At 63.0% G+C, this 21,307-nt stretch carries 25 protein-coding genes; 12 read left to right on the top strand and 13 right to left on the bottom strand.

The features are described 5' to 3' along the window. Positions 1-3: 3 nt before the first annotated feature. Positions 4-1,122 (bottom strand): aminopeptidase, encoded by a 1,119-nt coding sequence (locus tag LU688_RS00235; RefSeq protein ID WP_094010804.1) that lies wholly within the window; start codon positions 1,120-1,122, stop codon positions 4-6. Positions 1,123-1,210: 88 nt separating this feature from the next. Here LU688_RS00235 and LU688_RS00230 point away from each other — a divergent pair, with 88 nt between their 5' ends. Beyond that, positions 1,211-1,624 (top strand): PA0061/PA0062 family lipoprotein, encoded by a 414-nt coding sequence (locus tag LU688_RS00230; RefSeq protein WP_094010805.1) that lies wholly within the window; start codon positions 1,211-1,213, stop codon positions 1,622-1,624. A gap of 55 nt (positions 1,625-1,679) precedes the next feature. Next, positions 1,680-2,093 (top strand): PA0061/PA0062 family lipoprotein, encoded by a 414-nt coding sequence (locus LU688_RS00225; protein ID WP_023628733.1) that lies wholly within the window; start codon positions 1,680-1,682, stop codon positions 2,091-2,093. A 39-nt stretch (positions 2,094-2,132) separates the two neighbouring features. Here the strand turns inward: LU688_RS00225 and LU688_RS00220 are convergent, their stop codons facing one another. Beyond that, positions 2,133-2,366 carry a DUF1161 domain-containing protein gene (locus LU688_RS00220; protein WP_023628732.1) on the bottom strand — a complete coding sequence of 78 codons (234 nt, stop codon included), beginning with the start codon at positions 2,364-2,366 and terminating at the stop codon, positions 2,133-2,135. Positions 2,367-2,441: 75 nt separating this feature from the next. After that, positions 2,442-2,867 carry an OsmC family protein gene (locus LU688_RS00215; protein ID WP_028688713.1) on the bottom strand — a complete coding sequence of 142 codons (426 nt, stop codon included), beginning with the start codon at positions 2,865-2,867 and terminating at the stop codon, positions 2,442-2,444. Positions 2,868-3,020: 153 nt separating this feature from the next. Here LU688_RS00215 and LU688_RS00210 point away from each other — a divergent pair, with 153 nt between their 5' ends. Further along, complete coding sequence (locus LU688_RS00210) at positions 3,021-4,025, top strand: LLM class flavin-dependent oxidoreductase (RefSeq protein ID WP_038707101.1); 1,005 nt, start codon at positions 3,021-3,023, stop codon at positions 4,023-4,025. A gap of 50 nt (positions 4,026-4,075) precedes the next feature. Here the strand turns inward: LU688_RS00210 and LU688_RS00205 are convergent, their stop codons facing one another. Both LU688_RS00205 and LU688_RS00200 read right to left on the bottom strand, forming a co-directional pair. Further along, positions 4,076-4,297, bottom strand: a complete 222-nt coding sequence (locus tag LU688_RS00205) for a DUF1161 domain-containing protein (RefSeq protein ID WP_023632600.1) — start codon at positions 4,295-4,297, stop codon at positions 4,076-4,078. Between the two features lie 102 nt (positions 4,298-4,399). After that, complete coding sequence (locus tag LU688_RS00200; protein ID WP_023632599.1) at positions 4,400-4,615, bottom strand: dodecin; 216 nt, start codon at positions 4,613-4,615, stop codon at positions 4,400-4,402. 149 nt (positions 4,616-4,764) lie between these two features. Here LU688_RS00200 and LU688_RS00195 point away from each other — a divergent pair, with 149 nt between their 5' ends. After that, complete coding sequence (locus LU688_RS00195) at positions 4,765-5,088, top strand: ElaB/YgaM/YqjD family protein (protein WP_023632598.1); 324 nt, start codon at positions 4,765-4,767, stop codon at positions 5,086-5,088. Here LU688_RS00195 and LU688_RS00190 read toward each other — a convergent pair. Continuing rightward, on the bottom strand, positions 5,085-5,981 hold the full coding sequence (locus LU688_RS00190) for a LysR family transcriptional regulator (protein ID WP_094010806.1): 897 nt from the start codon (positions 5,979-5,981) through the stop codon (positions 5,085-5,087). The two genes, LU688_RS00195 and LU688_RS00190, sit on opposite strands and share 4 nt — an antisense overlap. A 111-nt stretch (positions 5,982-6,092) precedes the next feature. Between LU688_RS00190 and trpB the strand changes: the two genes are divergently transcribed. Together trpB and trpA are read left to right on the top strand one after the other, a co-directional pair. After that, the gene (gene trpB, locus LU688_RS00185) at positions 6,093-7,310 is read left to right on the top strand and encodes a tryptophan synthase subunit beta (RefSeq protein ID WP_023631191.1); all 1,218 of its coding nucleotides are present in this window, start codon (positions 6,093-6,095) and stop codon (positions 7,308-7,310) included. Further along, positions 7,307-8,116 carry a tryptophan synthase subunit alpha gene (trpA, locus tag LU688_RS00180; RefSeq protein ID WP_094010807.1) on the top strand — a complete coding sequence of 270 codons (810 nt, stop codon included), beginning with the start codon at positions 7,307-7,309 and terminating at the stop codon, positions 8,114-8,116. Before trpB ends, trpA begins: the two co-directional genes overlap by 4 nt. A gap of 74 nt (positions 8,117-8,190) precedes the next feature. Here the strand turns inward: trpA and LU688_RS00175 are convergent, their stop codons facing one another. Beyond that, positions 8,191-8,523 carry a DOPA 4,5-dioxygenase family protein gene (locus LU688_RS00175; RefSeq protein ID WP_023631190.1) on the bottom strand — a complete coding sequence of 111 codons (333 nt, stop codon included), beginning with the start codon at positions 8,521-8,523 and terminating at the stop codon, positions 8,191-8,193. 51 nt (positions 8,524-8,574) lie between these two features. Then, positions 8,575-9,471 carry a choline sulfate utilization transcriptional regulator gene (locus tag LU688_RS00170; protein WP_023631189.1) on the bottom strand — a complete coding sequence of 299 codons (897 nt, stop codon included), beginning with the start codon at positions 9,469-9,471 and terminating at the stop codon, positions 8,575-8,577. 109 nt (positions 9,472-9,580) lie between these two features. On the opposite strand from LU688_RS00170, the gene betC reads away from it, so the two are divergent. The 3 genes from betC (at position 9,581) to LU688_RS00155 (ending at position 13,734) form a co-directional block, all read left to right on the top strand. After that, positions 9,581-11,098, top strand: a complete 1,518-nt coding sequence (gene betC, locus LU688_RS00165; RefSeq protein WP_038707098.1) for a choline-sulfatase — start codon at positions 9,581-9,583, stop codon at positions 11,096-11,098. A 14-nt stretch (positions 11,099-11,112) separates the two neighbouring features. Beyond that, on the top strand, positions 11,113-12,036 hold the full coding sequence (gene choX / locus LU688_RS00160) for a choline ABC transporter substrate-binding protein (RefSeq protein ID WP_094010808.1): 924 nt from the start codon (positions 11,113-11,115) through the stop codon (positions 12,034-12,036). A gap of 132 nt (positions 12,037-12,168) precedes the next feature. After that, entirely contained in the window at positions 12,169-13,734 is a 1,566-nt protein-coding gene (locus tag LU688_RS00155) for a SulP family inorganic anion transporter (RefSeq protein ID WP_094010809.1), read from the top strand. A gap of 33 nt (positions 13,735-13,767) precedes the next feature. Here the strand turns inward: LU688_RS00155 and aroE are convergent, their stop codons facing one another. Next, the gene (aroE, locus tag LU688_RS00150; protein ID WP_094010810.1) at positions 13,768-14,592 is read right to left on the bottom strand and encodes a shikimate dehydrogenase; all 825 of its coding nucleotides are present in this window, start codon (positions 14,590-14,592) and stop codon (positions 13,768-13,770) included. A 25-nt stretch (positions 14,593-14,617) separates the two neighbouring features. Then, on the bottom strand, positions 14,618-15,529 hold the full coding sequence (gene hemF / locus LU688_RS00145; RefSeq protein ID WP_094010811.1) for an oxygen-dependent coproporphyrinogen oxidase: 912 nt from the start codon (positions 15,527-15,529) through the stop codon (positions 14,618-14,620). Positions 15,530-15,818: 289 nt separating this feature from the next. On the opposite strand from hemF, the gene LU688_RS00140 reads away from it, so the two are divergent. Further along, complete coding sequence (locus LU688_RS00140) at positions 15,819-16,796, top strand: NADPH:quinone reductase (protein WP_094010812.1); 978 nt, start codon at positions 15,819-15,821, stop codon at positions 16,794-16,796. Positions 16,797-16,922: 126 nt separating this feature from the next. Here the strand turns inward: LU688_RS00140 and LU688_RS00135 are convergent, their stop codons facing one another. Further along, the gene (locus LU688_RS00135; RefSeq protein ID WP_094010813.1) at positions 16,923-17,240 is read right to left on the bottom strand and encodes a hypothetical protein; all 318 of its coding nucleotides are present in this window, start codon (positions 17,238-17,240) and stop codon (positions 16,923-16,925) included. A 406-nt stretch (positions 17,241-17,646) separates the two neighbouring features. On the opposite strand from LU688_RS00135, the gene LU688_RS00130 reads away from it, so the two are divergent. After that, the gene (locus LU688_RS00130; RefSeq protein WP_143067536.1) at positions 17,647-18,642 is read left to right on the top strand and encodes a type II toxin-antitoxin system PemK/MazF family toxin; all 996 of its coding nucleotides are present in this window, start codon (positions 17,647-17,649) and stop codon (positions 18,640-18,642) included. Positions 18,643-18,857: 215 nt separating this feature from the next. Here LU688_RS00130 and tsaC read toward each other — a convergent pair whose 3' ends face one another. Continuing rightward, positions 18,858-19,415, bottom strand: coding sequence for an L-threonylcarbamoyladenylate synthase type 1 TsaC (gene tsaC, locus LU688_RS00125; protein ID WP_094010815.1), 558 nt, complete (start codon positions 19,413-19,415; stop codon positions 18,858-18,860). A 38-nt stretch (positions 19,416-19,453) separates the two neighbouring features. Next, positions 19,454-20,551 carry a DNA-processing protein DprA gene (gene dprA / locus LU688_RS00120; protein WP_094010816.1) on the bottom strand — a complete coding sequence of 366 codons (1,098 nt, stop codon included), beginning with the start codon at positions 20,549-20,551 and terminating at the stop codon, positions 19,454-19,456. 209 nt (positions 20,552-20,760) lie between these two features. Here dprA and def point away from each other — a divergent pair, with 209 nt between their 5' ends. Further along, positions 20,761-21,267 carry a peptide deformylase gene (def, locus tag LU688_RS00115; protein WP_038707094.1) on the top strand — a complete coding sequence of 169 codons (507 nt, stop codon included), beginning with the start codon at positions 20,761-20,763 and terminating at the stop codon, positions 21,265-21,267. The last annotated feature ends 40 nt before the right edge of the window (positions 21,268-21,307 follow it).

Here is a 21,307-nt window from a genome sequence, read left to right as displayed (position 1 = left end):
GCTTTATCGCGGATCAGGCCCGCACCCACGCGCTGTCGTGGCAGCGGGCTTGCCCCGTGATGATGCCAGCGCTGCCAACGCCAATTTGCGCTGCTCGATCGGCAATTTTCCAAGCGCTTCCACCCGCTCATAAAACCGCAGCCAATCCCCACCAACCTCTTTGAACAACTGCGAAAAAGCCGGCACCCACTGATCATACAGGCCAAATGGCAACAACTTCGCATTGGTCATCGGCCCGTACATCCAGGCATCGAAACGCCGATCCCCAGCCCAATCCCGATCCCGCACCTCTCGGTATTCGCGCCGCAACCGTTCGAACTCCGCCTGCTTGGCCGCCCGCTTGCCCGCTGCATCCAGCGGCCCGGCATAGATCGCCTGCAGACGCTTGCGGCTGGCGAGCACCAGGCGTATGAAGGCGTCGCGTTGCCCGGCGCCATGCTCCTCGACCGCCGCCAACCCGCGCGCCGCGCGCCATTGCCGGGTGCCTTCCTGCTCGACAAACGACGCGAACGATTCGTTGAACTCGGTATCGTCCTGTACGTAGAAGCGTTGATGCGCCAACTCGTGGAAAATCACCGTGGCCAGGCGCTCCTCGCCCCAGCCGGTCATGGTCGAAAGAATCGGGTCGTCGAACCAGCCCAGGGTGGAGTAGGCCTCCACGCCCCCGACATAGACATCCAGCCCGTCCTGGCGCATCAGCGCCGCCGCTCCGCGGGCGGCACCCTGGCGGTAGTAACCGCGATAGGCCACGCAACCGGCGATGGGGAAACAATGGGTCACCGGCTGCAATGACAGCTCCGGGGTGGCGAACACGTTCCACACCACGTATGGCCGGCCGAGATCGGCATACACCCGATAACTGCCGTTGTCCGGCAACTTCAGTTGCGCGCTGGCGAAGGCCCGGGCTTTTTCGGCGAACAGCAGGCGCTGCCGCAAGGCCGGGTTGGTGGCAGGGTCTGCAATCACCCGATCCAGCGGCTGGCGTGCCCGCAACAGCTGCCATTGCCCCTCGGCCAGCTGACCGTAATAGCCCACGCTGGAGCAACCGCTCAGCAGGACAGCCAGCGTCACGGGAACAAACCGGGTGAAAACGCGGTCGAGAGCCCGACGGCTGCAGCGCATGAAAAGAAAAAGTCCAAACATCGAGGCTGTCTATCTCGCTCGTCGGCCGAATGCGACCAAGACTATCTCGCCAAGGGGAAGCTTTGCCATGCGTACACTGTTTGCGGTCGGCACGCTCGTGCTGTTGTCCGGGTGTTCCACCTTGCCCGACCCGGACCCGAATCAAGCCTGGGTAGACCTGGCACCGGGTGACAACGATTCGCTGCACGCCCTGCAAGTGGATGAACGCGACTGGGCTGACAGCCGCTATTTCGAGGTACAGCCCGGCAACCATGAACTGACCGTGCGCTACCAGTTCGCCGTGACGCCCAGCAACATCGGCCCGGTGGAGCAGCCGCTGTGGCGCGACTGCCAGCTCAACCTCACCTTCAAGGACTTCACCGCCGGCCAGCGCTACCAGATGCAAGCCGGCAGCATCGGCTTCCGGCCGTGGATCAAACTCTACGACCAGCGCCAGAAGCTGATCGGCCAGGGCGAACCGGCAGGCTGCCAGCGCACCTGAACACCGCGAACGGCGCTATGCTTGTAGCCTGTGAACCGCGAGCGGGAGTTTCACCATGCGCCAGCCCATGATGCTGATGGCCCTCAGTGCTTTGGGGGCTTGCGCCAGCCCCTTGCCCCCCGCCGACCCCGGCAAGGCCTGGATCGACATGTACACCATCACCCCCGGTCGCACCCTCATGGCCGACCGCCTGGACGGCAAGCGCCTCGACGACGGCCGCTATTTCCAGGTGACGCCGGGCCGGCATGAACTGGTGGTGCGCTTCGACTACGAGATCTACGCCGGTGGCTTCAGTACCGACCCGACCGAGCGGACCTGCTACCTGACCGTGCGCTACAACGATTTCAAGGCGGGCGAGCGTTACCGCCTGGAGGCCCGGGCTCCGGCGATGCAGCCGCAGGTGTTGCTGTACGACGCCAGCCGCAAGGTGGTGGTGAACGAACCGAGCAACGTCACCTGCATTCCTTGATCGATGGTGGGGCTGCTGTGCAGCCCCGACTGTCGAGCCTTACCGATCATTCTTCTGGTAGATGATCTTCTTCGTGCCGCCATCGCAGCTGCCAACGATCATGTTGGGGTCACTGACCTCGCCATTGGGCACGACCTCCAGCGTGTAGGAGGAAACCTTGTTCGCCTGGATCTTCGCTTCGATCTCGGCCTTCAGTTCCTCGCACGGCTTGGGCGCGGCCAGGGCGGCGGTGGCCAGCAGGGAAGCCAGCACACCAAATGCTACGCGGATCATGGAACGGCTCCTGAGGCAGGGCAGACGAGCTGCCAACGCTGGTTAGACTACAGGAAACCGCCGCCGTTGCGCCGCCTAGGAAAGCAGCGTGGCATCCAGGCTGATAGTTGCGTTCAGCACCTTGGATACCGGGCAGCCGGCCTTGGCCTTGTTGGCGATTTCCTGGAACTGCGCCTCGCTGGCCCCAGGCACGGTGGCCTTGAGGGTCAGGTGAACGGCGGTGATGGCAAAGCCATCAGCCTGCTTGTCCAGGCTCACCTCGGCGTGAGTGTCGATCCGTTCAGGCGTGAATCCCGCCTCGCCCAACATCATCGACAACGCCATGGAGAAGCAGCCGGCATGGGCAGCGCCGATCAGCTCTTCCGGGTTGGTCCCAGGCGTGCCTTCGAAACGGGTGTTGAAGCCGTAGGGCGCTTGCTTGAGCGCGCCGCTTTCAGTGGAGATCTGGCCCTTGCCATCCTTCAGGCCACCTTGCCAGACCGCCGATGCTGTCTTCTTCATGCTGCCTCCTGTCACAGGGTTGGGGTGTCTAAGGTTCTGAGGACCAGGCCCACGCCAAGTTCAGATCAATCTGCAAGAAGGCATTGAATCCAGCGAATATGCCCATACAGAGTCCAGAAGGCCCATGGCCAACCACCTGTAGCGGAGGCTCCAATGACGCACCTGCGAGACCTGAAGATTTCCACCCTCGACCTGGTGCCCGTACGCGCCGACGGCAGCCCGGCGCAATCGCTGCGCAATTCGCTGGACCTGGCGCAACACGTCGAGGGTTTCGGCTACAACCGCTTCTGGGTCGCCGAGCATCACAACATGGACGGTATCGCCAGCTCGGCCACCGCCGTGCTGATCGGTTACCTCGCCGGGGGTACCTCGACCATCCGCATCGGTTCTGGCGGGGTGATGCTGCCCAACCACGCACCGCTGGTAATCGCCGAACAATTCGGCACCCTCGCCAGCCTGTACCCAGGCCGCATCGACCTGGGCCTGGGCCGCGCCCCGGGCTCCGACCAGATGACCGCCCGCGCCTTGCGCCGCGAGCGCTCCGGCAGCGCCGACGACTTTCCGGACGATGTCGAGGAACTGTCACGCTACCTGGGCCCGCGCACCGACGACCAGAAGGTCATCGCCGTACCCGGCCACGACACCGAGGTACCCATGTGGCTGCTCGGCTCCAGCCTGTTCAGCGCCCAGCTCGCCGGCATGCGCGGCATGCCCTACGCCTTCGCTTCGCATTTCGCGCCGCGCTACATGCACGAGGCGATCCGCATCTATCGCGACCATTTCAAACCGTCGACGACGCTGGACAAGCCTTACGTGATGCTGGGCATTCCGATGGTGGTGGCTGAAACCGACGAAAAGGCCGAATACCTGGCCACCTCGGTGTACCAGCGCATCCTCGCGCTGATCCGTGGCCAGAGCCTGATGCAGCGTCCGCCCGTCGAGAGCATGAATGGCCTTTGGCTGCCCCATGAACGTGATGCGGTGAGCAGCTTCCTGGGCCTGGCGATGATCGGCAGCCCGCAGAAGGTGCGGGCGAAGGTCGAGGTGTTGCTGGAGCAGACGGGGGCGGACGAGCTGATCTTTACCAGTGACCTGTATGAGCACGCGGACCGGATCAAGTCCTATGAGCTGATGGCGCAGGCACTCAAGGCCGAGTGAACTCAATCGCGGGGCAAGCCGCTGCGACTTGCCGCGCGATAAGGATTCGATCAGCCGCGGCGGTAGACGATTTCCTTGGTCCCGCCCTCGCAGCTGCCGATTACCTTGCCGGCCGGCTCGCCCTTGTTGACGATCTCCAGCGAGTACCCCTTCACCCCTTTGGCATCGAGCTTCGCCGCAATCTCAGCCTTGAGTTCCTCGCACGGCTTGCCCGCCGCCATCGCACCGCCAGCCAACACCATCAGCCCCACGGCCAGAATCAATTTCTTCATCGATCGCTTTCCTTGTACAGATCAAAGACAAAAAGGGCGCGAAGCACGCGCCCTGCAACCTTGATACCCCAACACGCCGGGCGAGCCTAGCCCAGCTTGGTTTCAGCTGTTGGCGATGCGGAACCCAACCTTCAGCGTCACCTGGAAATGCGCGGCTTTGTTGTCACGGATATGCCCGCGGGTATCGATCACTTCGAACCATTCCAGGTGCTTGATGCTCTTGCCGGCCTCGGCCAGGGCATTGTTGATCGCTTCTTCGATGCTGGTGGGCGAAGACCCGACCAGCTCGATCTTCTTGTAGGTGTGATGATCCGACATGAGCGCTCTCCTTGAGTGGTAGTGGCTTGAGCCTAGCAGCACAGGCCCGGTTTACCTGCGAGCGATCGCCGCAGGGGAAAGTTCGATCGCACTTTCACCCAGCTGCGCAGTCGCAACCTGTACATCCCCCCTCAGCAAGGAGAGTCGACATGGCACGCAATGCGTTGCGCAAAACCTCACTGGAAAGCATGGAAGCCGAGATCGAAAGCCTCCTCAAGACTCTGGAAGGCCTCAAGCACGATGCGTCGGAAGAAACGCAGAAGACCATGAAGACGCTGCGCGGCAACGCCGAAAGCGCCCTCAAGCACTCACGCAGCCTGCTCAGCGATGCCTACGAGGAAGTGAAGACCCGCACCCGCGAAACCGGCGTAGCCACCCGCGACTATGCCCAGGAACACCCTTGGACCACCGCAGGTGTCGCGGTGGGCGCCCTGGGTCTGCTGGCCGCCTACCTGATGTGCCGCCGTAACTAACCCGTCTGTCGCTGCAGCTCCTGGCGCAGCCATTGCGCCAGTTGCTCGGCGCGCCCGTCCGCGCCGCGCCGGGGTACCCACAAGGCCAGTGCCGCATTGGTGGGGGAAAAGCCCCATGGCGCGGCCAACCGCCCGGCCTTCAGGTCGTCCGCCACCAGCGGTTGCGGGGCGATGGCCACACCCAGCCCGGCCACCGCTGCTTCCAACAAGTAGTAGAGATGCTCGAAGGCTTGCCCGTAACTCAGCGCCTCGGGCGCCAACCCATGCTGTCGCGCCCAGGTAGGCCAAGCCTGCGGCCGCGAGGTCGTATGGAGCACGGCAACATGCTGCAAAGCCACGGCTGGCGAGGCTTTCAAACGATCAAAGGCGTCAAAGCGCGGGCTCATCACCGGGCCGATGCGCTCCTCGGCGAGCACGTGTACCTGCATGTCCGCCGGCCACGGTGGCTCTGCGTAGACCAGCAGTGCGTCCAGCCCCGGGCGTCGCGGATCAAGGTCACCTTCGCCCGCTGACAGGTGCAGGCGCAGCTCCGGCAGGTCGGCTTTCAGGCGTCCAAGGCGGGGGATGAACCAACGCGCCAACAAGCTGCCGGAGCAACCGAGCACGAACGGCGCTTCGTCGGCATCGCGGGAAAGCTCGGCGCAGACCCCGCGCAGCCGGTCGAAGGCCTCGAAGCTGGCATCGCGCAGACGCACACCGGCATCTGTGAGTTTGACGCCACGCCCATCCTTGACGAACAAGGCTACCCCCAGATGCTCCTCAAGCACCTTGATCTGCCGGCTGACCGCGCCATGGGTGACATGAAGCGCTTCTGCTGCCTGGCTGACGCTGTTCAGCCGGGCTGTCGCCTCGAACGCCCGCAACGCATTGAGGGGAGGAAGGTCCTGAGCCATCTTACTTGTGAGTTTTCCTGACAGGTTTGCGCAATCTTATCGGTTTTCAGCCGGCCACGTCGTGGTTAGAGTAAAGCCCATCGAATCTCTACTTCGCCTACGGAGCGCCCCATGACCCAGACCCAATACCGCCCCGGCCCCGACGCCAACGGCCTGTTCGGCTCGTTCGGCGGCCGCTACGTGGCCGAAACCCTGATGCCGCTGGTACTTGACCTTGCCCGCGAATACGAAGCTGCCAAGGCCGACCCCAAGTTCCTCGAAGAGCTGGCCTACTTCCAGCGCGACTACATTGGCCGGCCCAACCCGCTGTACTTCGCCGAGCGCCTGACCGAGCACTGCGGCGGCGCCAAGATCTTCTTCAAGCGTGAAGAACTCAACCACACCGGCGCGCACAAGGTGAACAACTGCATCGGCCAGGTGCTGCTGGCCAAGCGCATGGGCAAGAAACGCCTGATCGCCGAGACCGGCGCCGGCATGCACGGCGTGGCCACCGCCACCGTCGCCGCGCGCTTCGGCCTGCCCTGCGTGATCTACATGGGCGCCACCGACATCGAGCGCCAGCAGGCCAACGTGTTCCGCATGAAGTTGCTGGGCGCCGAGATCGTCCCCGTCACCGCTGGCACCGGCACGCTCAAGGACGCCATGAACGAAGCCCTGCGCGACTGGGTGACCAACGTCGATGACACCTTCTACCTGATCGGCACCGTGGCAGGTCCCCACCCGTACCCGGCGATGGTCCGCGACTTCCAGTCGATCATCGGCAAAGAGACCCGCGCCCAGTTGCACGAGAAGGAAGGGCGACTGCCCGACAGCCTGATCGCCTGCGTCGGCGGCGGCTCCAACGCCATGGGCCTGTTCCACGAGTTCCTCGAAGAGCCTAGCGTCAAGATCATCGGCGTCGAGGCCGGCGGCCACGGCGTGCACACCGACAAGCACGCGGCCAGCCTGAACGGCGGCGTACCAGGCGTGCTGCACGGCAACCGCACCTACCTGCTGCAGGACGACGACGGCCAGATCACCGACGCCCACTCGATTTCCGCAGGCCTGGACTACCCCGGCATCGGCCCGGAGCACGCTTACCTGCACGAAGTGAAGCGCGTGGAATACGTCAGCATCACCGACGACGAAGCCCTCGACGCCTTCCACACCAGCTGCCGCCTGGAAGGCATCATCCCGGCGCTGGAAAGCTCCCACGCCCTGGCCGAGGCGATCAAGCGCGCCCCGACCCTGCCCAAGGACCACTTGATGGTGATCTGCCTGTCCGGTCGCGGCGACAAGGACATGCAAACCGTGATGAACCACATGGCCGCCCAGGAGAAACAGGCATGAGCCGTCTCGAACAACGCTTCGCCGATCTCAAGGCCGAAGGCCGCTCGGCACTGGTCACCTTCGTTACCGCTGGCGACCCCGGCTACGATGCCTCGCTAAAAATCCTCAAGGGCCTGCCGGCCGCTGGTGCCGACGTGATCGAGCTGGGCATGCCGTTCACCGACCCGATGGCCGATGGCGTGGCGATCCAGCTCGCCACCCTGCGCGCCCTGGAAGCCGGCCAGACCCTGGCCAAGACCTTGCAGATGGTGCGTGAATTCCGTGTGGATAACCAAAACACCCCGATCGTGCTGATGGGTTACTACAACCCGATCCATCGCTTCGGCGTGGAGCAGTTCGTCGCCGAAGCCAGGGAAGCTGGTGTCGATGGCCTGATCATCGTCGACCTGCCGCCCGAGCATGACGCCGAGCTGGCCACGCCGGCCCAGGCCGCGGGCATCGACTTCATCCGCCTGACCACCCCGACCACCGACGACGCGCGCCTGCCACGCGTGCTGGAGCGCAGTTCCGGATTCGTCTACTACGTCTCGGTGGCCGGTGTGACCGGTGCGGGCTCGGCGACCACCGAGCATGTGACCGAGGCCATTGCGCGCCTGCGTCGGCATACCGACCTGCCGATCAGCGTTGGTTTCGGTATTCGCACGCCGGAGCAGGCTGCGGCTATCGCCCGCCTGGCCGATGGCGTGGTGGTGGGCTCGGCGCTGGTCGACAAGATCGCCCAGGCCAAGGGTGCCGAGCAGGCCGTGACTGATGTGCTGAGCCTGTGCTCGGCGCTGGCCGAAGGTGTGCGCGCGGCACGCAACTAAGCGCGAGGGCTTCGCCCTCGATCGCCGGCAAGCCGGCTCCCACACGACTTGTGGGAGCTTGCCGGCCCAAGCAACTAGCCTTCGAAAATCGACAGGTCCAACGGCCTGATTGCCCCCATCCAGATCGCATGATCGCGGTGATCCGCCAGTTCATCCCCGGTTTCCGGGTGCAGGAACACCACCAGCCCCTTGCGATACAGCGCCAGCCACGGCAGTACCACCCCCACCACCTCCGGCCCGAACGCCAGCTGGCAGCTCCAGTCCGGGTGCGGCCCGACCGGCTTCTGGTGCATGCGACCCATGGTCACGGGAAACAGCCGCGTCGCCTCCTCGCAGAGTTCACGGGCCTGTTGCATGGTCGATGCGTCGTAGTACACGTGGGCGTGATAGCCCTTGATCCTTTGCACGGTGGCTCCTGATTGCAGTAATGCGAACATCTTGAAGTCTACGCCATCTCATTACAGGCGCTCCTGCTCCAGCCAATCCACAAACCGCTCGATCAACGCCCCACGCCGCTTGCGTGGCGGCAGCACCACGTAATACCCCCGCTTCGAGCGCAAACTGCCTTCCAGCGGCCGGCACAGCAGCCCCTGCTCGACCAGCCCATCCACCAGGTGCGCCCAGCCGATCGCCACGCCCTGGCCGGCAATCGCGGCCTGAATCAGCAGGGTGTAGTTGTCGAACCGCAGTTGACCGGACGGAGGAGGGCTGTCCACACCAAGACCACGGAAAACTCCGGCCCAATCGAACCAGCGACTGGCCTGCTCGCCCTTCAGATGCAGCAATGGCAATCTCTGCAAAGCCACGGCTGACAAGGGTTTGCCATGAATCAGCCGAGGGCTGCACACCGGAAAAACTTCCTCATCGAACAGCCAGCGGCTCTCGCCCTGATGGAATCGCCCATCACCGAACAGCACCGCCACATCGATGTCCGGACGCAGCATCGCCTGGCTGCGCTCGCCGGTCACCAGGCTCACGTCCACCTGTGGATAAGCCTCGTGGAAACGCTGCAGGCGTGGCATCAGCCAGAACGCCGCAAAGGCGAAGTCGGTAGCTACCTGCAGCACCTCGCGCTGGCCGCGCCCACTGGCTTGGGCAACGCCATCGTCCATCGCCTGCAAGCCCTGGTGCACCTGCTCGAACAACAGCAACCCCGCCTCGGTCAGCTCGATACCGCGGTAGATCCGGTCGAACAACCGCGTGCCCAGCTGCGCCTCCAGGCGCTTCATCTGCTGGCTGACCGCCGGCTGGGTCGTGCCCAGCTCCACGGCGGCAGCGGTGAAACTGCGCAGGCGGGCGGCGGCCTCGAACACGCGCAAGGTGTCGAGGGGCAGGTCGGCAAGGTGCTCAAACATAAGCTTGGCTAATCCCAGTCATTGCCCGGCATGGGCTTTACCACTGTTATCCGCAGCCGCATGCTGGATTGCAAGCGGTACCCATAACTCTCGACGATGGAAGGCTCCCATGAAGCGACCCAACATCCTGTTCATCATGGCCGATCAGATGGCCGCGCCCTTGCTGCCCATCTACAATCCATCGCCGATCAAGATGCCCCACCTGGCTCGCCTCGCCGAAAAGGCCGTGGTGTTCGACAGTGCCTACTGCAACAGCCCCCTGTGTGCGCCGTCGCGCTTCACCCTGGTCAGCGGTCAGTTACCCAGCCGTATCGGCGCCTACGACAACGCTGCCGATTTCCCCGCCGACGCGCCCACCTACGCCCACTACCTGCGCCGCCTCGGCTACCGCACAGCGCTATCGGGCAAGATGCACTTCTGCGGCCCGGACCAACTGCACGGCTACGAAGAACGCCTGACCAGCGATATCTACCCGGCAGACTACGGCTGGGCGGTGAACTGGGATGAACCGGAGGTGCGCCCGAGCTGGTACCACAACATGTCCTCGGTGTTGCAGGCCGGGCCCTGCGTGCGCACCAACCAGCTGGATTTCGATGAAGAGGTGGTGTTCAAGGCGCGCCAGTACCTCTATGACCATGTGCGCGAGGACGACGGCCGGCCGTTCTGCCTGACCGTCTCCATGACCCACCCCCACGACCCCTACACCATTCCCAAGCACTACTGGGACATGTACGAGGATGTGGATATCCCCCTGCCGCAGGACGAGATCGCTCAGGGCGAGCAGGACCCGCACTCGCAACGGCTGCTCAAGGTCTACGACCTGTGGAACAAGCCACTACCTGTGGACAAGATCCGCGACGCCCGCCGCGCCTATTTCGGTGCCTGCAGCTACATCGACGACAACATCGGCAAGCTCCTGCAGACCCTTGAGGAGTGCGGCCTGGCCGACGACACCCTGATCGTGTTCTCGGGCGATCACGGCGACATGCTTGGCGAGCGCGGACTCTGGTACAAGATGCACTGGTTCGAGATGTCGGCGCGGGTACCGTTGCTGATCCACGCGCCCAAGCGCTTCGGGCCAGCTCGCGTCAGCGCCAGCGTTTCCACCTGCGACCTGTTGCCGACCCTGGTCGAACTGGCCGGCGGCGCTGTGGATAACCACCTGCACCTGGACGGCCGCTCGCTGCTCGGCCACCTGCAAGGGCAGGGCGGGCATGACGAGGTAATAGGCGAGTACATGGCCGAAGGCACGGTCGGCCCGCTGATGATGATCCGCCGTGGCCCCTACAAGTTCGTGTACAGCGAAGACGACCCATGGCTACTCTACGACCTGAGCCGCGACCCGCACGAGCGGGAGAACCTCACCGGCAGCCCGGACCACCAGGCGCTGCTGCAGGCATTTGCCGATGAAGCCAGGCAGCGCTGGGATATCCCGGCCCTGCGCCAGCAGGTGCTGGCCAGCCAACGGCGCCGCCGCCTGGTGGCCGAGGCACTGGCCATCGGCAAGCTGAAAAGCTGGGACCACCAACCGTTGGTGGACGCCAGCCAACAGTACATGCGCAACCATATCGATCTCGACGACCTCGAGCGCAAGGCACGTTATCCACAGCCCGCACCCCTGGATTGAGAAGAGAGGCCGCCATGCAGAAGTTCTCCACCGCCGTGCTCACCCTGGCCCTGAGCCTGGGCGCGGCCCACGCCGCCGACAACGACGCGCAATGCAGCACCGTGAAGATGGCCGACCCCGGCTGGAGCGATATCGCCAGCACCAACGCCGTGGCCCGGCTGCTTCTGGAAAGCCTGGGGTACCAGGTGAAGATCGACAGCCTGGCCGTGCCGATTATCTATGGCGGCCTGAAAGATGGCCGGGTGGATGCTTTCCTCGGCAATTGGATGCCGGCGCAGCAGGGCTTCCATGACAAGTTCATCGCCAATGGCGATGTGCAGCAACTGGCGAAAAACCTGGAAGGCACCGAGTTCACCCTGGCGGTGCCCGATTACGTATGGAACGCGGGCGTGAAAGACTTCGCCGACCTGCACAAGCACGCTGCGCAGTTCGACAAGAAGCTCTACGGCATTGGTTCAGGCGCACCGGCCAACTTGTCGCTGAAAGAGATCATCGACAAGAATGAGTTCGACCTGGGCCAGTGGAAACTGGTCGAGTCCAGCGAGCAGGCGATGCTCGCTCAAGTGGACCGGGCAGTGAAGAAGCAGCAGTTCATCACCTTCCTGGGCTGGACTCCGCATCCGATGAACGTGAAGCTGAAGATGCATTACCTTACGGGCGGGGAGAAATGGTTCGGCAGCAAGGGCGATGTCTACACCCTGACCCGCAAAGGTTATCCACAAGCCTGCCCGAATGCGGCGAAGCTGCTGGGGAACTTGAAGTTCTCGCTGGAGATGGAGAACAGCATCATGGCCGAGGTTGTGGATAAGAAGGTGAGCTTCGATGAGGCGGCCAAGGCTTGGGTGAAAGCGCATCCGCAGTTGTTGGAAGGGTGGTTGGCTGGAGTGACCACCAAAGCCGGTGGTGACGCGCTAGAGGCTATAAAGGCCAAACTATGACTTAACAAGCGACACAACACCTGTAGGAGCGGCTTTAGCCGCGATTACCCGCGCAGTGGGTACCAGACACCGCGTTGCCTGCATCGCGGCTGAAGCCGCTCCTACAGCGATCATGCACCTCAAGGACACCCCATGCCCCGCCTGACCCACCTGCTGCCCTTCCTCACCTGGCTGCCCCGCCAATCGGGCCGCAGCCTGCGCCAGGACCTGCTGGTGGGCCTGAGCGGCGCCATCCTCGCCCTGCCGCAGTCAATTGCCTACGCCCTGATCGCCGGGCTGCCCGCCGAGTACGGCCTGTACGCCGCCATCGTCCCCGTGCTGATCGCCTGTCTGTGGGGCTCGTCCTGGCACCTGATCTGCGGGCCCACGGCCGCCATCTCCATCGTCCTCTACGCCAGCATCAGCCCCCTGGCCGTGGCCGGCAGCGCCGACTATGTAACTCTGGTACTGCTGCTGACCTTCCTTGGCGGCATCTTCCAGCTGCTGCTGGGGCTGTTGCGCTTCGGTGCGCTGGTCAATTTCGTTTCCCACTCGGTGGTGCTGGGCTTCACCCTCGGCGCCGCCATCGTCATCGCCCTTGGGCAGTTACCGAACCTCCTGGGGATGGACCTGCCGAGCCAGGCCACGGCGTTGAAGACTGTGCAGGACCTGGCTGGGCACATGGGCGAAGTTGATCTGTCATCGCTGGCCCTGGGCCTGGCCACGCTGGTGATCGGTATCGCCCTGAAACTGTGGCGCCCGCGCTGGCCAAGCCTGTTGATAAGCCTGCTGCTGGTCAGCCTGATGGCCTGGCTAATGCCCGGCGTGTTCGGCCATGTGCCCAGAGTGGCTGCGTTCACCGGACAGCTCCCGCCCTTCAGCCCGCTGCCTCTGCTGGATGTGGAACTGATGCTGCGCCTGCTGCCCAGCGCTGTAGCGGTGGGCATGCTGGGGCTGGTCACTAGCCTGTCGATTGCCCGCTCGTTGTCGGCACGTTCGGAGCAATTGATCGACCCTGACCAGGAAATCCGCGCACAGGGCCTGTCGAACATCGGCGGCGCGTTTTTCTCCGGCTACCTGTCCGCAGGTTCCTTCACTCGCTCGGGCCTGAGCTACGACGCCGGCGCCCGCTCGCCACTGGCTGGGGTGTTCTCGGCCTTGTGGGTGGCGCTGTTCGCGGTGACCGGCGCCGGGCTGATCGCCCACCTGCCGATCCCGGCGATGGCGGGGAGTATCCTGCTGATCTGCTGGGGGCTGGTGGACCATCGCGGCATTCGCGCGCTGTTCCGGGTCAGCCGCTCGGAGTTCCTGGTGATGGCACTGACGGCGGCGGCGACGTTGCTGCTGGAGTTGCAGACGGCGATTTATGCCGGGGTGCTGGCGTCGCTGTTCTTCTACCTCAAGCGCACCTCGAGGCCACGGGTGCAGCAAAGCCGGGAAGGGGAGGCGGACGTATTGCGGGTGGGTGGGTCGATCTTCTTCGGCGCGGCGCACTACCTGCAGGTGCGTCTTCAGCGCTGCCAGGGGCCACACGTGGTGATCGATGCGCGGCAGGTGAACTTCATCGATTACTCGGGTGTGGATATGTTGCACCGCGAGGCGCGGCGGTTGATGCGCAGTGGCGGGAGCCTGACGTTGCAGCGGGCAAGGCCGCAGGTGGTGGAGGAGTTGCAGAAGCTGGAGGGGGTTGAACTGTGCCCCATTCGCTTTGAGGAATGACTGGGGCTGCTTCGCAGCCCCAAAAATGCAGCCTCAGCCGCGGGCCAACTGCCGGCGCAGCTCATCCAGCACCGGCCCGGTCTCAGGCCGAACCCCGCGCCAGATAAAGAACGCCTCGGCCGCCTGCTCCGCCAGCATCCCCAACCCATCCAGCACCTTGGCCGCGCCCAGCTTGCTTGCCCACTGGCAGAACGGTGTCGGCTCCTTGCCATACATCATGTCGTAGCAAACGGTACGCCCCGCCTCGACCAGGCTGTCGGCAATCGGCGGCAGCTCGCCAGCCAGGCTCGCCGAGGTGGCATTGATGATCACGTCCACCGGCTCCTGCAACCAGGCAAAACCGCTGGCCACCACCGGCCCCAGCTCATCGAACTCACGGGCCAACTGCTCGGCCTTCTCCACCGTGCGGTTGGCGATCACCAGCGACTGCGGCTTGTGCGCCAGGATCGGCTCCAGCACGCCACGCACCGCACCGCCGGCACCAAGGATGAGGATGCGCTTGCCGGCCAGCTCGACCCCGGCGTTGATGGTGAGGTCGCGTACCAGTCCGGCGCCATCGGTGTTGTCGCCTTGCAACGTGCCGTCGGCCAGCTTGCTCAAAGTGTTTACCGCGCCGGCACGCTTGGCACGCGGGGTGAGGCTGTCGCACAGGCGGTAGGCCTCTTCCTTGAACGGCACGGTGACGTTGGCGCCGCAGCCTTGCTTGAAGAAGCCACGGGCGCAGTCGCTGAACTCGTCCAGCGGCGCCAGCAGGGTGGCGTACTCCAGGTCCTCGCCGGTCTGGTCGGCGAACAGACGGTGGATCAGCGGCGATTTGCTGTGGCCGATGGGGTTACCGAAAACGACGTACTGGTCCATGGGTGATCCTCAGGTTTCCACAGGCTTACTGGGCGAGCCAGTCGCGGTCTTGCAGGAAGTATTCGGTCAGGCGCGCTTCTTCGCTGCCTGGTTCGGCTTTCCAATCGTAGCCCCAGCGCACTTGCGGTGGCAGCGACATCAGGATCGATTCGGTGCGGCCACCGGACTGCAGGCCGAACAGGGTGCCACGGTCGTAGACCAGGTTGAACTCCACGTAACGGCCACGGCGGTATTCCTGGAATTCGCGCTGGGCGGGGGTATACGGAGTGTCCTTGCGGCGCTGGACGATCGGCAAGTAGGCCTCGACGTAGGCGTCACCGATGGCGCGGATGAAGGCGAAGCAGGTATCGAAGTCCCACTCGTTCAGGTCGTCGAAGAACAGGCCGCCGATGCCGCGTGGCTCGCCACGGTGCTTGAGGTGGAAGTAGCGGTCGCACCAGGCCTTGTAGCGCGGGTACACGTCGGCGCCGAACGGCGCGCAGGCCTGTTCGGCCACGCGGTGCCAGTGCACGCAGTCTTCTTCATTGCCGTAGTAGGGGGTCAGGTCGAAGCCACCGCCGAACCACCATACTGCTTCTTCACCCTCTTTTTCGGCGATGAAGAACCGCACGTTGGCGTGGGAAGTCGGCACATGCGGGTTGTGCGGATGTATCACCAGCGACACGCCCAGCGCCTCGAACCCACGGCCCGCCAGCTCCGGGCGGTGGGCACTGGCCGACGGCGGCAGGCCGCTGCCGAACACGTGGGAGAAGTTCACGCCGCCTTTCTCGATCACCTTGCCGTCGCCGATCACCCGCGTGCGACCGCCGCCGCCGGCATCGCGCACCCAGGCATCCTCGACGAAGCGGGCGCCGCCGTCTTCGTTCTCGAGGGCAGTGCAGATGCGGTCTTGCAGGTCGAGCAGGTAGGCTTTCACGGCCTCGGTGCGGCTGGTCATCGGGTCACCTGGAAGGAGCGGGGAAAATTCGCCGCGTAGCATACCACCGGCAAACCCCGCGCCGCAGTTGACGGCGATCAAGCAAAGGCGTCCGATAGAAGGCCTTTAAGGTTTGTACGAAAAGTCGCCGAGCGGCGATCAGGCAAGGCGAAAACAGGCGAGGAACGGTCGGAGTCGCGTTCGACTTTGCTGGTTGCAAATGAGCATTCCGAGCCTGTTTTCAACGCAGCATGATCGTCGCGCAGGCACTTTTCGTGCAAACCGAGCGACCCAAAGACAGGAGTGTGTGATGGCCAAGCATATTCAGTTCAGCCAGCATGGCGGCCCGGAAGTGTTGCAGTTGGTAGAGTTCGACCCGGCCCCGCCCGGCCCGCAGCAAGTGCGCGTGCGCAACCATGCGATCGGCCTGAACTTCATCGACACCTATTTCCGTGGCGGGCTGTATGCGCCGCCGTCGCTGCCTTCCGGGCTGGGTACCGAAGCGGCAGGGGTGGTCGAGGCGGTGGGCGAGGGCGTCAGCCGGATCAAGGTCGGCGACCGCGTGGCCTATGCCGGCGGGCCGCTGGGGGCCTACAGCGAGGTGCATACACTGCCGGAGGCTAACCTGGTCAAGCTGCCGGATGCGATCAGCTTCGAGCAGGCGGCGGCGGTGATGCTCAAGGGGCTGACCACGCAGTACCTGCTCAAGCAGACCTATGCCGTGCAGCCGAGGGATTTCGTGCTGTTTCATGCCGCTGCCGGTGGCGTGGGATCGCTGGCTTGCCAGTGGGCCAAGGCGCTGGGGGCGAAGCTGATTGGTACCGTCAGCTCTCCCGAGAAAGCCGAGCGGGCCAAGGCACTCGGGGCCTGGGCGACCATCGACTACAGCCATGAAGATGTGGCCAAGCGTGTGCTGGAGCTGACAGACGGTCAGAAGTGCGCGGTGGTGTATGACGGCGTGGGGGCCGATACCTGGCTGACTTCGCTGGATTGCCTGAGGCCGCGAGGGTTGATGGTGAGTTTCGGCAATGCCTCCGGCGCGGTAAGCGGGGTCAACTTGGGGATCCTGTCGCAGAAGGGGTCGTTGTATGTCACCCGGCCGACGCTGGGGAGCTACGCCAACAATGCCGAGAACACCCAGGCCATGGCCGATGACCTGTTCGCGATGATCGCCAGTGGCAAGCTGGTTGTGGATATCCAACAGCGGTATCCATTGAGTGAGGCGGCCAAGGCGCAGGCGGAGTTGTCGGCGCGGCGGACCGTTGGCTCGACGGTATTGCTGCCTTGAGGGTCAGCCCTGCGTGGTGTTCGCCGCAAGCGTTGCAGCGCCTATGAAATCGAGCGCCGCGCGGGCGGCGCTCGATCTCAAGAGCACTGCAAAACTATCGCCCTGCACTTGCCCGCCAACACGCGATCAACCGCCCTGCCGGGGCCTCCCAGGTGCTGGCGCCGACTCGATGCCATCGAGCATCGCCTCCACCAACCCCTCCGCCATTTCCAGCGAATGCAGACTCGACCAGTACATGCCACGCCCCTCGTCGCGTAGATGGTCAAGGGCCTTGATGCCGGTGTCATAGGCACAGCGCAGGTAGAGCGCGACGTGTACCAGGGCATCATGGGCTTCGATGTTGGGGTTTACGGTGAAGAGCGGTGGGTGACCGGCATCGCAGCGGCCGAAGGGGTGGGTGGTGGTGTTTGGGAGGGGGGGATCGGGGACAATCTTCTTGGTCATGGCAACCTCTACCAGAGTAGGGCTGACACCTCGTCCGTTACCAAACGAATGGGTGGCAGCTGTACACGGGGTGGTAAACCGGGGAGGTACCAGACCCGGCAGGCTCGAAAGCCTCCCGCGCACAGCCGCCATAGACGACTCTGATACCTTCCTGTTACCGGGTTACCACACCCGATCGCCAAGTTATTCGGCGACGGTCTGGAGCCTAGAGGCAGGAGTTCCCACTGAGAAGGTAATGGCAGTCGACAATCTGCGTAGGATATTTCTCTGAATAGAAAACTCCAGCTATTTCAATATTTTTCAGAAAAGTCCTGCAAAACAGTCTCGAGAGAACAAACAAGCGAACGCTCTAAGCTACTAACCCCGCCCCCCTGTGTACGCCGATGCTTGAGGGACCAAGACATTAATGATTATTCAATATTTCGAGTTATCGAGTGATAGGCCTGATCAGCCTCACATGCTGGGATTCGAATCCTATTCAGGTATCCAAGAAACGCTAATAGCATTAGAGCCTAACCTCAGCGCAAGTAAATCACTCTACCCTGTATTTCTTACCAAACGCTTTGAGCTTCGGGCCAGTCATGTCTGGAGACTTCATGCAATCGAACGTATTTCCCCGGAGCTACCTTCGCCCGCTATCTTTAAAATCTATCTCTGGCCTCATGATGTAACGCGAGAAGAATTCTTATTCAAAACAATGAGAAAGAATCCCTGTGTAAAAATTCACAAGCTCATTCGACAAGGAACTCTCGTAGAGGTTGATTTTGGCTTTGTGCAGCAGGTAGCACGTGCAAGCTCCGAGGTTAGAAGCAACAAGCGATACATGGACACAGTTCTTTTCGGAGAGATGCATAAGCGACGCCTGGCAGTCGTGACCAAAGTAATATCTAAACATATTGTCCAAGTCGCACCTGTCACGTCTTCCGAGCTCCCCGAAAAAGACAAAAGCAGTTTCATGATAAATCGCAATTTGTTAAGCGAGATGCCAAGGTACAAGCACAGCGAAAAAAACTGCACTGTGCTTTGCAGTATGCTTCAAAGCGTTTCAACACAGCGCGTACTTCCACCAATGAGCATTCATCGCGGAAGTGTCGGCCGAAATCCAAATTACGCCATCGTCCTGAAGGGCTCCGATAAAAGCGCTTTGAAAGAAGCATTGGTGCATGCAGTGGGCTCGGCCAACTACATCCCCGCCCAAGATCTCATGGATCTGAAAAAAGCGTTTTCCGAAGCTGAAACATCAATACTGACTCAGTCGGCTGCACTGAATGCATACAAATCGAAAGTCCGTGATTTCGATACGCTCCAACGCCTAGCACAGCGCTGGGCCGAGAGCATGGGCTTGACTCTGAGCGAGGAGATTGCGTTTCAAGAGGCCTTGGATGCTGAAAATGGACTCTGACCCGCCCTGGAAACAGGAGCCGGTCAAAGCAATCTTTTACAGCGTTTTGCATGAGGCATGCCGTTTATTGACGAGGTGGCCATGCAGGCATAGCATGCAGCCTACATGGCCTGGCGAAGAGAGCAGAACTCTACCCAGGCGACAGGGCTGAAACCCTCTTCTGCATCAAAAAACCGCCAGCATGGCGGTTTTTTTTGGTCGGTCAAAATAGAGAGTCACCCCGGACGCACAACCTCACCGGTCGCCAAATCCCGAATCACACTCGGATTCTTCCTCCCACCCAACGCCCCACCCAGCACCATGTCCAGCTGCTTGTGGAAATACTGCTCCACCCGCAACCGGCTCTTTGCCGCCGGGCGCCCGGCCGGGTTGCAGGACGTGGAAATCAACGGGCCCACCAGCGCGCACAGCTCACGCACCTGTGGGTGATCGCTGACCCGCAATGCCACGCTGTCATGCTGCCCGGTCACCCACTCGGGCAGCAGGTCCTGGTGCGGCACCAGCCAAGTGTTCGGCCCCGGCCAGGTGGCGGCCATGCGGTCGATCCAGTCCTGGGGGAAGTCTTCGAACAGGAAGTCGAACTGGTGGATGCTGTCGGCGACCAGGATCAGGCCTTTATCCACAGGCCGCGACTTGAGCGCCAGCAGGCGATACACCGCGTCCTCGTTCCACGGGTCGCAGCCCAGGCCCCAGACCGCTTCCGTTGGATAGGCGATCACCGCACCCGCCTTCACCTCACGCGCGGCTTGTTGCACACGCCAACTGCTCACCATTTCCGTCTCTCCGCATAAACGCCGTGTGCGCAGTGTACTTAGCCGGAACGGGCAAACCAACGCCCGGCTTCATTGCTGACCCGGCCCTCGAGCTCCAGCTCGGTGAGGCTGGCCAATACCTGGGCCAAAGGCTGACCGCTGCTGTGCGCCAGGCCCTCGCTGGTGTGGGGTGCGGCGTGGAGCAAGGCGAGCAGGGGATGGTCGGCTTTGCCCATAGGCGCGCCCGGCAGGTTCTGCCAACCGCGCAGGCTGTCGAGGATCTGTTCCACGCTTTCCACCAACAGCGCACCGTCGCGAATCAGTTGGTGGCAGCCCTTGGCGCCGGGGTGGTGGATCGAACCCGGAATGGCATACACCTCGCGCCCTTGCTCCGCGGCAAGGCGCGCGGTGATCAATGAGCCGCTGGCGATGCTCGCCTCGACCACCAGCACGCCGAGCGACAGCCCGCTGATGATGCGGTTGCGCCTGGGGAAGTTACCGGCCAGCGGCCCGGCATCCAGCGGGTACTCGGAGACCAGCGCGCTGCCACTGTCGAGCATCGCCCGGGCAAGGTCACGGTGGCGCTGTGGATAAAGTTTTTGCAACCCCGTGCCGAGCACTCCAATGGTCTGCCCTCCGGCTTTCAGCGCGGCCCGATGAGCGGCACCGTCAACGCCCAGCGCCAGCCCGCTGGTGATGGTGAACCCGGCTTGCGCCAGGCAGCGCGAAAACGCAGCCGCAGTATCCAGCGCCGGTGGTGAAGCACGCCTGCTACCCACAATCGCCAGCTGCGGATGCTCCAGCAAAGCGGGGTCACCGGCGACGAACAGCAGGGGTGGCGGGTCGTCGATTTCACTCAGCAATGCGGGGTAGCCAGGCCCGTCCCACATCAGCAAATGCTGGCCAGGGCGCTCTATCCAGGCCATTTCAGCCAATGCGCCGTCGCGCACTTCAGGGCTGCGACGGGCATCGATACTGGCGGCTGGCAACCCCAGCGCACGCCAGGCACTGGCCGGCGCACTGAGTGCCGATGAGGCATTGCCAAAGGCTTCGATCAGGGTAAGAAAGCGGCGCAGGCCGATGTCGGGGAGGCGATGCAGACGCAGCCGCGCCTCCAGTTCGGCAGGCGAGCAAGGCGAAGAACGGAGTGTGCTCATGGGTGATCCTCCTCGATCGACAGGGGGCCATCGGCGTGGCACAGCCTGTGGATAACTTTGTGGGTAATACTTTGAAAAGCTGTCCATTAAATGGCAGCTATCAAGCCCATAAAGACCCTAGCCGAGCTTTCACAGGTGCCTTGTCCACCGTTTCCCTTTATTATGTGTGCTCAGTTTTCAACCGACCGCACAGTGACTGCCTGACCGCCATGGCCATTTTGAACATTCTCGAATTTCCCGATCCGCGCCTGCGTACCATTGCCAAACCGGTAACGGTGTTTGACGACGCGTTGCGCCAGCTGATCGACGACATGTTCGAAACCATGTACGAGGCCCCGGGCATCGGCCTGGCGGCCACCCAGGTCAACGTGCACCAGCAAGTCGTGGTGATGGACCTGAGCGAAGATCGCAGCGAGCCGCGCGTCTTCATCAACCCCAGCGTCGAAGAGCTGACCCACGACATGGGCCAGTACCAGGAAGGCTGCCTGTCGGTGCCGGGCTTCTACGAAAACGTCGACCGCCCACTGCGCGTCCGGGTCAAGGCTCAGGACCGCGACGGCAAGCCGTACGAGCTGGAATGCGAGGGCCTGCTGGCGGTGTGCGTGCAGCACGAGTTCGATCACCTCAACGGCAAGCTGTTCGTCGACTACCTGTCGCAGCTCAAACGTGACCGGATCAAGAAGAAGCTGGAAAAGCAGCACCGCCAGCAAGCCTGATCCCCACCTTCCAGAAGGCTTGCTCCGGCAAGCCTTTTTC

Origin of the sequence: Pseudomonas soli, from assembly GCF_021283165.2 — a bacterium.
Lineage (GTDB): Bacteria > Pseudomonadota > Gammaproteobacteria > Pseudomonadales > Pseudomonadaceae > Aquipseudomonas > Aquipseudomonas soli.
Note: the sequence above shows the minus strand (reverse complement) of the source record. Positions and strands in the feature narration are given on the sequence as shown.

Coding starts and splice junctions, on each gene's coding strand:
- LU688_RS00235 (WP_094010804.1), bottom strand. CDS start 1,122: ATGCGCTGCAGCCGTCGGGCTCTCGACCGCGTTTTCACCCGGTTTGTT.
- LU688_RS00230 (WP_094010805.1), top strand. CDS start 1,211: ATGCGTACACTGTTTGCGGTCGGCACGCTCGTGCTGTTGTCCGGGTGT.
- LU688_RS00225 (WP_023628733.1), top strand. CDS start 1,680: ATGCGCCAGCCCATGATGCTGATGGCCCTCAGTGCTTTGGGGGCTTGC.
- LU688_RS00220 (WP_023628732.1), bottom strand. CDS start 2,366: ATGATCCGCGTAGCATTTGGTGTGCTGGCTTCCCTGCTGGCCACCGCC.
- LU688_RS00215 (WP_028688713.1), bottom strand. CDS start 2,867: ATGAAGAAGACAGCATCGGCGGTCTGGCAAGGTGGCCTGAAGGATGGC.
- LU688_RS00210 (WP_038707101.1), top strand. CDS start 3,021: ATGACGCACCTGCGAGACCTGAAGATTTCCACCCTCGACCTGGTGCCC.
- LU688_RS00205 (WP_023632600.1), bottom strand. CDS start 4,297: ATGAAGAAATTGATTCTGGCCGTGGGGCTGATGGTGTTGGCTGGCGGT.
- LU688_RS00200 (WP_023632599.1), bottom strand. CDS start 4,615: ATGTCGGATCATCACACCTACAAGAAGATCGAGCTGGTCGGGTCTTCG.
- LU688_RS00195 (WP_023632598.1), top strand. CDS start 4,765: ATGGCACGCAATGCGTTGCGCAAAACCTCACTGGAAAGCATGGAAGCC.
- LU688_RS00190 (WP_094010806.1), bottom strand. CDS start 5,981: ATGGCTCAGGACCTTCCTCCCCTCAATGCGTTGCGGGCGTTCGAGGCG.
- trpB (WP_023631191.1), top strand. CDS start 6,093: ATGACCCAGACCCAATACCGCCCCGGCCCCGACGCCAACGGCCTGTTC.
- trpA (WP_094010807.1), top strand. CDS start 7,307: ATGAGCCGTCTCGAACAACGCTTCGCCGATCTCAAGGCCGAAGGCCGC.
- LU688_RS00170 (WP_023631189.1), bottom strand. CDS start 9,471: ATGTTTGAGCACCTTGCCGACCTGCCCCTCGACACCTTGCGCGTGTTC.
- betC (WP_038707098.1), top strand. CDS start 9,581: ATGAAGCGACCCAACATCCTGTTCATCATGGCCGATCAGATGGCCGCG.
- choX (WP_094010808.1), top strand. CDS start 11,113: ATGCAGAAGTTCTCCACCGCCGTGCTCACCCTGGCCCTGAGCCTGGGC.
- LU688_RS00155 (WP_094010809.1), top strand. CDS start 12,169: ATGCCCCGCCTGACCCACCTGCTGCCCTTCCTCACCTGGCTGCCCCGC.
- aroE (WP_094010810.1), bottom strand. CDS start 14,592: ATGGACCAGTACGTCGTTTTCGGTAACCCCATCGGCCACAGCAAATCG.
- hemF (WP_094010811.1), bottom strand. CDS start 15,529: ATGACCAGCCGCACCGAGGCCGTGAAAGCCTACCTGCTCGACCTGCAA.
- LU688_RS00140 (WP_094010812.1), top strand. CDS start 15,819: ATGGCCAAGCATATTCAGTTCAGCCAGCATGGCGGCCCGGAAGTGTTG.
- LU688_RS00135 (WP_094010813.1), bottom strand. CDS start 17,240: ATGACCAAGAAGATTGTCCCCGATCCCCCCCTCCCAAACACCACCACC.
- LU688_RS00130 (WP_143067536.1), top strand. CDS start 17,647: ATGATTATTCAATATTTCGAGTTATCGAGTGATAGGCCTGATCAGCCT.
- tsaC (WP_094010815.1), bottom strand. CDS start 19,415: ATGGTGAGCAGTTGGCGTGTGCAACAAGCCGCGCGTGAGGTGAAGGCG.
- dprA (WP_094010816.1), bottom strand. CDS start 20,551: ATGAGCACACTCCGTTCTTCGCCTTGCTCGCCTGCCGAACTGGAGGCG.
- def (WP_038707094.1), top strand. CDS start 20,761: ATGGCCATTTTGAACATTCTCGAATTTCCCGATCCGCGCCTGCGTACC.